Origin of the sequence: Cryobacterium sp. Y82, assembly GCF_002929495.1 — a bacterium.
Lineage (GTDB): Bacteria > Actinomycetota > Actinomycetes > Actinomycetales > Microbacteriaceae > Cryobacterium > Cryobacterium serini.
Genome location: NZ_PJJJ01000037.1, coordinates 299,378 through 311,430, shown reverse-complemented (window position 1 = coordinate 311,430; position 12,053 = coordinate 299,378). Strand labels below are relative to the sequence as shown.

Here is a 12,053-nt window from a genome sequence, read left to right as displayed (position 1 = left end):
GCCATCCGTCGTTTAAGTGACCTTTGCGGGCTGGTGAGCGGATGCCGCAGGCCCGCCCGTGCGCCGCCCTGGGCCGCCCGGGCCCCGTCCGCAAAAGGGTCGGTCGGGGAGAGGGCGCGGGGGACGTATACTCGAGTTTTAGAGTACATGTAACCAGTTCGGGGGAGGACCGCGTGGCAACCCTGACCGAGATTCTTATTCTGCACGGTCTGCTTCCGATCGAAGCTCTCGACACCCTGTTAGCGGGGGATCCAGCCGATGAAGGCGCTGTTCGGCGGCTTGTCGACAGCGGAGTGATCACCGAGCTGCAGTTCGCGAAGGCGCGAGCCGCCCAGGCCAACCTCCCCTTTGTCGAACTGCTCGAGTATGCGGTCGAGGCGAGCGCCCTCGCCCTCGTGTCGCCGCTGGTCTGTCGACGACACGAAGTGCTGCCGATCGGAATTGACGGCGGGCGGCTCGTACTCGCTATGGTCGACCCCGGCAATGTGTTCGCGCTCGACGATGTCGGTGAAGCCTCTCGACTGCGAGTGTCCCCGGTGGTGGCCGAACGCAGCGACCTGCTCTCTGCGATCGCGCGCTTTCATCGCGCCGATGATGAACTCAGTAACCTCACCACCGCACTCGAGGAGGAGAACGATTCGAGTAAGTCGGCGTCTGAGGCGTCCGATGAGGCGAGCGACGATGCCGCACCCATTGTGCGCTTCGTTAATTTGCTGGTGAGCCAGGCCATTCAGGACAAGGCTAGCGATATCCACATCGAACCCGGTGAAGCCAGCCTGCGAGTGCGATACCGCATCGACGGTGTTCTACACGAGATGCCGAGCGCCCCGAAGAGCATTCAAAACGGCGTCATCAGCCGCCTGAAAATCATGGCCGACGTCGACATCGCCGAGCGCCGCAAACCGCAGGATGGCCGCATGTCGGTCAGCCACGGTGGCCGCAAGATCGACCTGCGCGTGGCTACCCTGCCGACGGTCTGGGGCGAGAAAGTCGTCATGCGTATCCTCGACAATGCGACCACGAGCATGGACCTGCGCGACCTCTCCCTGCTCGACCACAACTTTGACGCCTTCAAGACGGCCTACTCGAAGCCGTACGGAATGATTCTGGTGACCGGGCCCACCGGGTCTGGCAAGTCGACGACCCTGTACACGACCCTGTATTCGGTGGCTCGCCCGGAGATCAACGTGATCACCGTCGAAGATCCGGTGGAGTACCGCATGGTCGGCATCAATCAGGTGCAGGTGAATCCGAAGGCGGGACTCACCTTCGCGAGTGCCCTGCGCAGCATTCTGCGGTGCGATCCCGATGTCGTTCTGCTCGGCGAGATTCGCGACCACGAGACCGCCCAGATCGCTATCGAGGCAGCGCTCACCGGGCACCTCGTGCTCTCCACCCTGCACACCAACAATGCGCCGAGCGCGATCACGCGCCTCACCGAAATGGGAATCGAACCCTTTCTGGTGGGCAGCGCGCTCGACTGCGTCGTCGCCCAGCGCCTGGCCCGCCGCCTGTGCGAACGCTGCAAACTGCCGGACCTTCGGAGCCGGGAGCAGCTTGCACACCTGCGATTTCCGCTCGAGTCGGGGCTGGCGCTGCCCGTCATCTACCAAGCAAACGGATGCGCCAGCTGCTCCAATACCGGCTACCGCGGGCGGCTTGCCGTGCACGAGGTGATGACGGTGACCGAGGAGATCGAACGGCTGTGCGTGGCGCGTGCGTCGAGCGCTGAGATCGCGCACACCGCCCAGGAGCAGGGAATGGTCAGTCTCCGGGACGATGGCTGGGCCAAAGTCGGACTCGGGTTTACCTCGGTGGACGAAATTCTGCGAGTGGTCGCTTAGGTCGAAAGGACAGTCACGATGAGTCAGGAAATTTACGAGATTCCGGTCACGCTGCCGGGCGTCGCTGCGAAAAGCTGGCCGATCGACGACCCGGATCTCGACGTCGGGCCGGACCCCGCGCTGGTCGCGGCGCTGCGCGAGGTCGTCGTTCAGAGCGCCTCCGACCTGCACGTGACGGTGGGTGCGCCGCCGTGCATCCGCCTCGACGGCGGGCTGCGGCCGATTGCGGGAGCCGCGGTGTGGAAGCGTGACAAGGTCGCCACGGCGTTGTTCAGCCTGCTGACCACCGAACAGCGGCGCCAGTTCGAAGAGGAACTCGAGCTCGACTTCGCGTACACGACCGCGGGAGCCCGGTTTCGGGTGAATTACTTTCAGCAACGGGGAAGCGTGGGCGGCGCGTTTCGTCTTATTCCGGGGGAGATCAAACAGCTCAGCGAGCTCGGTGTGCCCGATGCGGTGGCCCAGTTCGCCCAGCTGGCCCGAGGCCTGGTGCTCGTGACCGGTCCCACCGGATCGGGCAAATCAACGACCCTGGCCTCGCTCATCGATCTGGTCAACCGCACCCGTGCCGACCATATCGTCACGGTGGAAGACCCGATCGAGTTTCTGCACCAGCACCAGAAATCCCTGATCAACCAGCGTGAGGTCGGCCACGACACGCACAGTTTCGCATCCGCTCTCAAGCACGTGCTGCGGCAGGACCCCGACGTGATTCTTATCGGCGAGCTGCGCGACCTCGAGACGGTTTCGGTGGCCTTGACCGCAGCCGAGACGGGTCACCTGGTGTTCGCGACCCTGCATACCCAGGATGCCGCCCAGACCATCGACCGGGTTATCGACGTGTTCCCGCCGTACCAGCAGGGGCAGGTGCGGGCGCAGCTGGCCGCGACCCTGCAGGGCGTCGTGTGCCAGACCCTGGTGAAGAAGGTCGGTGGCGGCCGGGTCGTCGCGACCGAAATACTCATCGTCACGTCGGCCGTCGCCAATCTCATTCGCGAGGGCAAGACCTACCAGATCGCTTCTGCCATGCAGGCCGGACGAGCCCTGGGCATGCACACAATGGACCAGCACCTCGCCGATCTCGTCAACGCCGGGTCGATCACCCGCAAGGCCGCCGCGGATAAGGCGCAGGACCAGGTCAGCCTCGCCCAGTTGATTCGCAAATCGGACAGCACTGACGTCGCCGCCGGGCCGTCGGGGTATGACGGCATCGACTTCGGTGACTCGTACTCGAACCGGGAGCAGTAATGACTGCCAGTGGCGTTTTCGCCTACAAGGGCCGCACCGCGGTGGGCAAGATTGTAACCGGCCGATTGGATGCGGCCTCGGAGAACGCCGCCATGCAGCGCCTGCGCGGTATGGGGCTCGCGCCGATCTCGGTGGCCGAGGTCAACGTGGGTACCGGGCTGAAACGCGAGGTGCGCATACCCGGTCTCAGCAAAGGTGTCGGGCTGAAGGACCTCGCCGTCATGAGTCGACAGATGGCAACCATGACCAGTGCCGGTCTGTCCCTGCTGCGTACCCTGAGCATCCTGTCGGAGCAGACCGAGAACGCCCAACTCGCCCGCATTCTGGCGACCATTCGCACCGAAGTGGAGACCGGGTCGTCGCTTTCCGAGGCGATGATGAAACACGCCACGGTGTTCCCTCCGATCATGATCAACCTCGTGCGGGCCGGGGAGACCGGCGGTTTTCTCGAAAGCTCCCTCACCTCGGTGGCTGCCAACTTCGAGTCGGAGGTGAAGCTGCGCGACACGATCAAATCAGCGCTCGCCTATCCGGTCGTGGTGCTCATCATGGCCGTGCTTGCCGTAATCGGCATGCTGATCTTCATCGTGCCGGTGTTCGAGAAAATGTTCGTGGGCCTCGGCGGGGAGTTGCCGCTGCCGACCCAGTTTCTCGTGGTGCTGTCGAGCATGATGGTGTGGCTCGGGCCGCTCCTGCTCGTGCTCGGCGCCGCCTTTGCGTTCTGGTGGCGCACCAACAAGAACACCGAAGCGGTTCGTCGCCGGGTCGACCCGTTCAAGCTCAAGTTGCCGGTGTTCGGGCCCTTGCTCATGAAGCTCGCCATTGCGCGGTTCAGCCGAAACTTCTCGACCATGATCGCCGCCGGCGTACCCATCTTGCAGTCGCTGGCCATTGTCGGCGAGACGAGCGGAAACTGGGTGATTGAATCCGCGCTACGCAAGGTGGCCGGGTCGGTGCGCCAAGGCGGGTCGATCGCCGGGCCGCTGGCGCAGGCGCCGATCTTTCCCCCTATGGTCGTGCAGATGATCGCCGTCGGCGAAGACGCGGGCGCCCTCGAGCAGATGCTCGCCAAGGTTGCTGACTTCTACGACCAGGAGGTGCAGGCCACCACCGAGCAGCTCACGGCACTCATCGAGCCGCTGATGATCGCGTTCATCGGAGTGGTGATCGGCGGCATGATCGTCGCCCTCTATCTGCCCATGTTCAGCATCTTTGAATACGTGAAATAGCCGGTCTGAGATTGCTGGCATAAGTTTTCGAGATACCCCCCAATTAAGGGTGGAAAACCGTAAGATCAGAGCAAGTGAGAATGTCACATTTCCCATATTCCCACTTTTCCCAGCCCGCAGCAGTTCCACAGCATAAGGAAACCACGCTCATGATCCGACCCCTGATCCACCGTACCCTGCACGCACTCTCCCGCACCCGCACGGCGATTCGAGAACGGCAACAGGGCTTCACCCTCATCGAGCTGCTCGTGGTCGTGCTCATCATCGGCGTGCTCGCCGCCGTGGCGATTCCGATCTTCCTCAACCAGCAGGAGGGCGCTAAGGACAGCGCCGTCAAGGCCCAGATCACCCAGGCGAAGACCGCCGTGGTCGCCGAGATGGTCACCAGCACCTTCCCGACGCCCGGCGCTGATGGCAGCTTCACGGCGAGCGCCTATACCAAGAGCGACGAAGTCACCGTAAAGCTCACTGGTTCAGCGACAGCGTTCTGCATCTTTGGCCAGTTCGATGGCTCTGCCCGTATCTTCGCCATTGACGACAACGGTGCTGCCCTGCAAGGGACCTGCGTCTCAGGCGTCGCGACCCCGTAGTCGGTGCAAGGTGGGGTGTCAGAAGTGGCTCCCCACCCTGCATTCGTCTTGTGAACCCGCCCAATCCATCCATTCTCGTTGCAACGCTACGATCCGCCGAAGGGGGCGAGCATGCCCGATTTGCCGCGTCGCTCGAATTCGTGCAATGAGGGTGGATTCGGGGTGGTCGAAATTGTCGTGGGCATGTTCCTCATCGGACTCTTAGCCGTCGCCTTTCTACCGATTCTCGTGCAGAGTGTGCGCGTCTCCGACACGAACGTGACCATCGCCGAGGCGACCCAGGTTGTTGCCCAGCAACTGGAGCGGGTCGGGGCGGCCGGGTCGAGCTGCTCAGCGGTCAAGGCCGTCACCGCGAGTGTTCCGGCGGCGGTGGAAACGAAACGTGGTTTCCTGCAACCGCACTTGAGGCTCAACCTGCCGTCCACCGACGTCTGCGCCGAGCCTTACCTACGCGTCGTGCAGATGAGGGTGTGGGCGTCGGCCGTCGGGTCGAACGACGAACTGGCTGCCGCGGAAACCCTCATTCTGTTGGATGCGCCATGACTTGCTGCGCGACGTCAGCTTCGCGCCCCCTGGACTCGGGATACACCTTGATCGAACTTCTTGTCTACATGAGTTTTACCGTGGTGGTACTCACGATCATCGGCGGCATGCTGATCAGCTCGGTGGGAACAGAACGGGACGTGCGCAGCACGACCGAGGCGACCAACCTCGGACAGCTGATCAGCCGCTCGGTGCAGGTCGGGGTGCGTAACGCGTCGCAGGTCTCGCTGCAGAGCATCGACGACACCCAGTTTCTGGTGGCGCGAACCGCGGGCGGCGCCACCCCCGTGGTCTGGTCGTGCCAGGCATGGTTCTACACTCCGGCTGACGGCGGCTCGCTGTACACGAAGCGCACTTCACCGGCGAGTCTCATCACCGCACCCGTCTCTGGTGATCGGGGAAGCTGGATCAAGTTGGGCGACGGCATTAGCACGACCGGTGTGGTGGTCTTCGGCGGGGTAAACGACCGCATCACCGTAGCCCTCACCCTCGACGCCGGCGCGCAAAAACCCGTGGTCGTCAACACAACGGTGACGCCGCGCACACTCGCGACGATTGGTGAGCCATGCTTGTGAGACGCGACGGTGCCAGCGGTGAGGACGGCAGCGCACTCATGGCGGTGATCGGCGTCATGGGCGTGATGATCGTGATCACTCTCACACTGACCGCGGCTACTCTAAATGCGCTTGATTTCACTGAAAGCACCCGCGCCTCGGTGCAATCGGTGGCGGCCGCAGAAAGCGGTGTCAGCGCGGCCGAGCTTAGTTTGACCCAAGGCACTTGCCTGCCGAGCTACTCGCGATCCTCGCCGCAATTCACAGCCGAGGTGGCATATTCCCTGAGCTCGACCGACGACGTCTGGGTGGCGGGCTGCCCCGCCGCCGGCGTCGCGGCTGTGCGCTTGCGCGTTGAGTCGACCGGCAGCTCGCTGACCGGGGCGGCGTCGGATAGAGCCCGGGTCGAGGCGATCTTCGAGTACGAGTCAGCCGTGCCCCCGGGCGTGCAGCCGAGCGGCGCTGCCATGTACCTCTATGGCGGGGTCGTGTTCATGAACAATGCCGACCTGCTGGTGGCCGAGTCGGGTCGGGCGGCCATCCAGGTAAAGAATGGAAACGTATCGTGCTCCAATAACACGGTGATCGAGGGTGATGTAGTCGTTTCGGCCGGCAGCCTCAATATCGGCGGATGCTCCATCGAGGGTAACGCGTGGGCCACCGGCGCCGCGACACTCGGCGCCGTAACGGGCAACCTCACCGCGGCGAGCGTGAACCTGACGGCGGCCCAACGGGCCAGCAGGATCGGCGGCGTTTACACGCGCTATACCGTCGGAACACCGATTCCCACGGTGCCGCCCTGGGTCGATCTCAATTACACACCGGGCGACTGGATCGACGCCAGCGGAGTGCCCTATCAGGTTTCGTCAATCGGTGCTGGCTGCACCATCGACGCGAGCACTCTAGCTGCGGCCGCGAACGGTGGCAAACCCGTCATTATCAACGCTCTGGCTGCGTGTGCCTCCGGTGTCACGGCCGTCGGCACGGTCAAGCTCACCTCCGATGTCGTGATATTCGCCAATAAATACACCTTCGTCAACAACGTGCATTTTCAGTCCTCATCGACGTCTCGACACAAAGTCTGGTTCATCACGCCCGACCTGGTGGCCGACAGTCTGCCCACCTGCAACGCGTCGCAGGGCGACTTCTTGATGAAGAACAGTTTCACGGTAGCGCCCACACTCGACGCCATGACCTACACACCCTGCCGGTTCAACGCCATGAATAATTTCGAGTGGCGCGGCCAGCTCTATGCGAACGGGGCCAACGACTTCAAAAACAACACCCGGTTCGAATCTGCGCCGCTCGGCCTGCCGGGAATCGACCTCGACACGGGCACGGTGACCGGAGGCGGCTCGGCTGGCGCTGTTCCCCGGCTGGGAAACATGACGTCACTGAGGGACCTGAGCAATGGATAGAACACCATGACGCGCCACGTCGTCGGCATCGACATTGGCCGGGCTTCGCTGCGGGCGGTCGAACTGGCCGATGCTGACCGGGAGCAGCCGACCATTGTGCGATTCCATGAGGAGGCGTTGCCCGACGGCGCCGTGGGACGCGGCGAGGTACTCGAGCCCAACACGGTCGCCTCGCAGCTGAAACGGTTGTGGGCGGGTGGCAAATTCACCAGCAAGAATGTCGTCATCGGCATGGGAAACCATCGGGTGGTTGCTCGAGATCTGACCGTTCCGGCGCAGTCGATTCGCGGCATCCGTGAGTCGTTGCCGTTTCAGGTGCAGGATCTGCTTTCCGTTCCGGTGTCTGAGGCCCTGCTGGACTTTTACCCGATCAAGGCCGTTCCCGGCGATGGCCCGTCGGGGCCGCAGCTCAACGGACTGCTGATCGCCGCGGTCAAGGAAGTGGTTTTGCGAAACGTTCGGGCGGTGCAGTTGGCCGGGCTCAACCCGGTCGCGGTCGATTTGATTCCGTTCGCGCTCAGCCGTGCCATTCGTCGGGGCCGCCCCGCCGACGATGTGGTGGCGCAGATCGACGTCGGAGCCGGTACAACCAGCATCGTGATCACCGCGTGCGGAGTGCCCCAGTTCGTGCGGCTCATTCCAGCAGGCGGTGACGACCTCACCCAGGCGCTCACGGCGCGGCTCGACCTGCCCGTCGATCAAGCGGAGGCCCTTAAACGCGCCTCCAGCATCGGCTCAAGTGGGTCGCTCCCGGGCAGGTCAGCGGATGCCGCTGAGCCGGCCGATATCGCGGCGACTGCCGCGCTCGTCATTCACGAGGGCGTGAGTGAACTGCTCGCCAGCCTGCGTAACACCGTGAACTACTTCATCCACACCCGGAGCGACCTGCCCGTGACCCGTATCGTTCTCACCGGGGGTGGAGCACGGCTGGGCGGGTTTGCCGCGCAACTCGCCGAACTCACCCGATTGCCGGTCGCACCGCCGAACCCGACCGGTGGCCTCGCCGTTGGTCGGGGAGTCGACGCCGAGCGGCTGGCGAATTCGGGCGGCGACTATCTCGTTGCCCTTGGCCTCGCTCTGGGACGCACACCATGAGTGCGCCGAAGACAGTTCACGACCCGGTCATCGGCGGTGACCCCCGGGTCGACCTGCTGCCGCCCGAAATCACGGCGGAACACAAAGAGCGCCGGCTGCGGCGAGGCCTTGCCGTCGCGGTCGTCGCAGTCGTGCTCGTCACGGGCGCCGGCATCGCGGCCGCCACCTGGGAAGCCGAGCGCAGCCAGGCCAGCCTCGCCGTCGTGCAGGCGCGCACGACCGAACTTTTGGCGGCGCAGGGCGAATACATCGAGGTGCGTCGGGCGCAGGAGGAGGCCGACGCGACCGTCACTGCCCGCCGGCTGGCGACATCCGTTGATATCGACTGGGCCGATTATCTGCAGCAGATTCGCGCTCGGCTGCCCGGCGACGTCGTGATCGGCGCCGTGGTTCTCGACGCAGGTTCGCCGTGGGTGCCGTACGTGCAGGCGACCGTGCCGCTTCAGCCGTTCCGGGTGGCGACGATCAGCCTCACCCTGACCAGTCCGACCTTGCCCAGTGTTCCCGTTTGGCTCGAGGCGATGGCGACCCTGCCCGGGTACGCCGACAGCGCCCCGACCCGGGTGGCGATGCTCGACTCCGGTGCGTATGAGGTCAGTCTCACCCTGCACGTCAATGCCGAGGCGTTCTCCAACCGATTCGCAGAAGCGGAGGTCAGTCAGTGACGACGACCAAGTGGTGGCTGGTCGGGGCGATGCTCGTCATCGCGCTCGTCGTGCTGGCCGGGTTCACCCTCGGGATATCGCCCAAGCTGGAAGAGGTGAGCGCCACCCGCGCGACCCGAACCGCAGCCCTCGCCCAGAACGAGGTCTACGAGCTGCAACTCGCGGCCCTGCAGCGTCAATTCGACGGCCTGGAAACAGTGCAGGACGAACTTGCAGTATTGCGGGCAGCAATCCCGGGGGGCGCGGCCCTTCCCGCTTTTATCGGCCAGCTCGATGCTATCGCCGGTCGCACGTCGGTCACTGTGACTGAGTTCTCGTCGGCCGACGCGATGCCTTACCTGCCGGTCGTGCCCGACACGACCGTGCCCGACACTACCGCGCCGGACTCGACCGCACCGGACTCGACCGCACCGGACTCGACCGCGCCGGGCACCGACGGGGCTGGTTCAGCGGCGCCGAGCCAGCTGGTGACCGCCGAGAATTTCATTGCCGTGCCGGTCACGATCTCCGTCGCCGGCAGTTTCGATGCCGTGCTGGAATTTCTTGACGGCGTGCAAAACGCACAGCGCCTGATGACGGTTACCTCGTTCAGCTCGGGTATGCCCAGTGCTGATACTCCCGACCTGGTGACGGGCCAAATCGCGGGGATCGTCTACGTGCTTCTCAACGCGGGCTGAGGTTGCAGCGGCCGTCACGTGTGCGAGACGAGGGTGGGCTGGGCAGCGGGTGATGGCCGGGAGAAGTAATAACCCTGGCCGTACCGGCATCCCATCTCGCGCAATAGATCGTGCTGACCCTCCGTTCGATACCTTCGGCCAGCCTGAAGATTCCTTCCACCATGCCGCGCTCACGGCTGGACTTTTCGATGCCGCGGATGAATGTCATACCGATCTTGAGCCAGTCGAAGGTAAATGTGCGCAATTGAGTGAAGGATGAATACCCGGTACCGAAATCATCGATAGCCCAGCGCACCCCTAGCTCGCTGAGTTCCTGAAGAGTCGCGGCGGCAGAATCTATCGCCTCGACCACCTCGCTTTCGGTTGACTCGAGGCAGAGCCGGTGCGGGGAAGCCCGGACACTTGCAACGCAAGGCGAACGATGGCGCCGAAGTCGCAGGGCATGACGATGCCGGTGTTCGGCCGATGTCCGTCGGGTCCAGCTGTGGGCAGGTAGGTCGTGCTCGCACCGTCGGTTTCGAGGGGGAGGAAAATGCTTTCGATGAGTTTGTTGGGCACGCGCTCGGAGGGACCGGCAATGTCAAACAGGCGCTTATTGCCTTCGACAACGTAACCGTCGAGGGTGATGATGGCCGTTTTCAGGGGAGAGGACTCGAAAGCTGCCTCGAACCGGGCACGGGAGGTGGATGCTTCGTGCTCGGCGGTGCACCCAGTTGGGGCGAGCCGCACAAGTGCATTCGGCCGCATCGCGGTCTCAGCCAATTCGGCCGTTCGTTCCGTGACGAGCAGTGCGTCAAGGAGTGTCAGCGCACCGATGATGGTTGCCAGGGCGCCACCGGGAACGGAGCACCGTTCATTTGCGGGCCAACTACGCAGAGACGAAGTCTCAACCAGAGCGGGTACACCCCCATTTTGGGGGTGTACCACATGCCCCGATCGGCCAGGGGGTCGGGCGGCATCGTTAAGCTTGATCTCGAGACCAGCTGAGTCTTTGCGAGCCAACACAAAGACGCACCATAGAAACAATGCAGGTCGGGGGAACGATGGGTAGGCGGCTTCCCTCTGCTCCGCCCGTTTTGTCGGGCTACACCTACGTGCGCCCCCTCGGTACCGGCGGATTTGCCGACGTTTTTTTATTCGAACAGAACATGCCCCGCCGTTCCGTTGCGGTCAAAGTGCTGCTGCAGGACGTCGTCGACGACGACGTGTTGCGCTCATTCAACGCCGAAGCCGATGTCATGGCGCGGCTCAGCTCGCATCCGTCCATTCTCACCGTGTATAACGCCAGCATCTCTGCCGATGGCCGCCCGTACCTGGTCATGGAATTCTGCCCCGGCTCCTATTCCTCTCGCGAACGTGCGGAACCGCTTCCGATAACGACCGTGCTGAGCGTCGCCGTGCGTATCGCCTGTGCCCTTGAGACGGCGCATCGCTCCAAGGTGCTGCACCGCGACATCAAGCCGTCCAACATTCTCACCACCACCTTCGGAGGCCCGGTGCTCGGCGACTTCGGCATCGCCGCCTCCCTGGCCGGCGGCGCTCGTGACGAGTTGTTCGCCATGTCGCTGCCCTGGAGCGCACCCGAGGTCGTCGACGAACGCACCACCGGCACGGTAGCGACCGAGGTCTGGTCATTCGGCGCCACCATCTACTCGCTTCTGGCCGACAGGGCGCCGTTCGAACTGCCCGCGGGTTCCAACGGGTCGCGCGTGCAACTGAAACAGCGCATTGGCCGAGCGAAATACACCAGCATCGGGCGAGCGGATGCTCCCGCCTCCCTCGATAGTGCCCTCGCCCGCATGATGAGTCGTGACCCCGCGGCCCGCCAAACGAGCATGCTCGAATGTGCCCACGACCTGCAGCGCGTGGAGCGGGACCTCGGGCTGCCCCTCACCGCGCTGGAGGTAGCCGACGAAGCCTGGGCATCCGCTGGTGCACCGGTGGACTTTGACAACCACGAAGCTCGCGGCGCTGTCATCTCCGATGTCATTATCCCCACCCTGCGCCCTGGCGCCAGGCGCAACCCTCGCCGCCCGGCATCCCAGACCCGCGAGGGCACCCTGCTCGGCGATCACGACACCGGGCGCACGCGATTTACGCCGCTCACGTTGGGTCTGGTTCTGTCGGGCGCCGTCGTCGCGGGCGTCTGCGCCACCATCGGTGTCCTCATGATCGCCGGTGTGATCTGAT

Annotated in this window: 13 protein-coding genes; 11 read left to right on the top strand and 2 right to left on the bottom strand. The window is 64.0% G+C overall.

Going from position 1 to position 12,053, the window contains the following annotated elements; genetic code table 11:
• The first annotated feature begins 173 nt into the window (after window positions 1–173).
• From CXY70_RS16745 to pilO, 10 genes are all read left to right on the top strand, one after another.
• On the top strand, window positions 174–1,844 hold the full coding sequence (locus CXY70_RS16745; protein WP_104193445.1) for a GspE/PulE family protein: 1,671 nt from the start codon (window positions 174–176) through the stop codon (window positions 1,842–1,844).
• 18 nt (window positions 1,845–1,862) lie between these two features.
• Window positions 1,863–3,092 (top strand): type IV pilus twitching motility protein PilT, encoded by a 1,230-nt coding sequence (locus CXY70_RS16740; protein ID WP_104193444.1) that lies wholly within the window; start codon window positions 1,863–1,865, stop codon window positions 3,090–3,092.
• Window positions 3,092–4,321, top strand: coding sequence for a type II secretion system F family protein (locus CXY70_RS16735; protein WP_104193443.1), 1,230 nt, complete (start codon window positions 3,092–3,094; stop codon window positions 4,319–4,321). Before CXY70_RS16740 ends, CXY70_RS16735 begins: the two co-directional genes overlap by 1 nt.
• A 149-nt stretch (window positions 4,322–4,470) precedes the next feature.
• Window positions 4,471–4,911: a type IV pilin protein gene (locus CXY70_RS18560; protein WP_104193442.1), complete on the top strand. Its 441-nt coding sequence runs from the start codon at window positions 4,471–4,473 to the stop codon at window positions 4,909–4,911.
• 111 nt (window positions 4,912–5,022) lie between these two features.
• Window positions 5,023–5,454, top strand: a complete 432-nt coding sequence (locus tag CXY70_RS16725; RefSeq protein WP_104193441.1) for a type II secretion system protein — start codon at window positions 5,023–5,025, stop codon at window positions 5,452–5,454.
• A 47-nt stretch (window positions 5,455–5,501) separates the two neighbouring features.
• The gene (locus CXY70_RS16720; RefSeq protein ID WP_146066172.1) at window positions 5,502–6,029 is read left to right on the top strand and encodes a hypothetical protein; all 528 of its coding nucleotides are present in this window, start codon (window positions 5,502–5,504) and stop codon (window positions 6,027–6,029) included.
• Window positions 6,020–7,426 carry a polymer-forming cytoskeletal protein gene (locus CXY70_RS16715; RefSeq protein ID WP_104193439.1) on the top strand — a complete coding sequence of 469 codons (1,407 nt, stop codon included), beginning with the start codon at window positions 6,020–6,022 and terminating at the stop codon, window positions 7,424–7,426. Before CXY70_RS16720 ends, CXY70_RS16715 begins: the two co-directional genes overlap by 10 nt.
• 6 nt (window positions 7,427–7,432) lie before the next feature.
• A complete protein-coding gene (gene pilM / locus CXY70_RS16710; protein ID WP_104193438.1) occupies window positions 7,433–8,521 on the top strand; it encodes a type IV pilus assembly protein PilM in 1,089 nt (362 codons plus the stop codon).
• Window positions 8,518–9,186: a hypothetical protein gene (locus CXY70_RS16705; protein ID WP_104193437.1), complete on the top strand. Its 669-nt coding sequence runs from the start codon at window positions 8,518–8,520 to the stop codon at window positions 9,184–9,186. Before pilM ends, CXY70_RS16705 begins: the two co-directional genes overlap by 4 nt.
• Window positions 9,183–9,863, top strand: a complete 681-nt coding sequence (pilO, locus tag CXY70_RS16700) for a type 4a pilus biogenesis protein PilO (protein ID WP_104193436.1) — start codon at window positions 9,183–9,185, stop codon at window positions 9,861–9,863. The genes CXY70_RS16705 and pilO overlap by 4 nt, the downstream gene beginning before the upstream one ends.
• Here pilO and CXY70_RS16695 read toward each other — a convergent pair.
• Window positions 9,850–10,215 carry an EAL domain-containing protein gene (locus tag CXY70_RS16695; protein ID WP_233205993.1) on the bottom strand — a complete coding sequence of 122 codons (366 nt, stop codon included), beginning with the start codon at window positions 10,213–10,215 and terminating at the stop codon, window positions 9,850–9,852. The genes pilO and CXY70_RS16695 overlap by 14 nt on opposite strands.
• A complete protein-coding gene (locus CXY70_RS16690; RefSeq protein WP_146066171.1) occupies window positions 10,200–10,610 on the bottom strand; it encodes a hypothetical protein in 411 nt (136 codons plus the stop codon). The genes CXY70_RS16695 and CXY70_RS16690 overlap by 16 nt, the downstream gene beginning before the upstream one ends.
• A gap of 278 nt (window positions 10,611–10,888) precedes the next feature.
• Here CXY70_RS16690 and CXY70_RS16685 point away from each other — a divergent pair, with 278 nt between their 5' ends.
• On the top strand, window positions 10,889–12,052 hold the full coding sequence (locus CXY70_RS16685; RefSeq protein ID WP_233205992.1) for a serine/threonine-protein kinase: 1,164 nt from the start codon (window positions 10,889–10,891) through the stop codon (window positions 12,050–12,052).
• Window position 12,053: the final 1 nt, after the last annotated feature.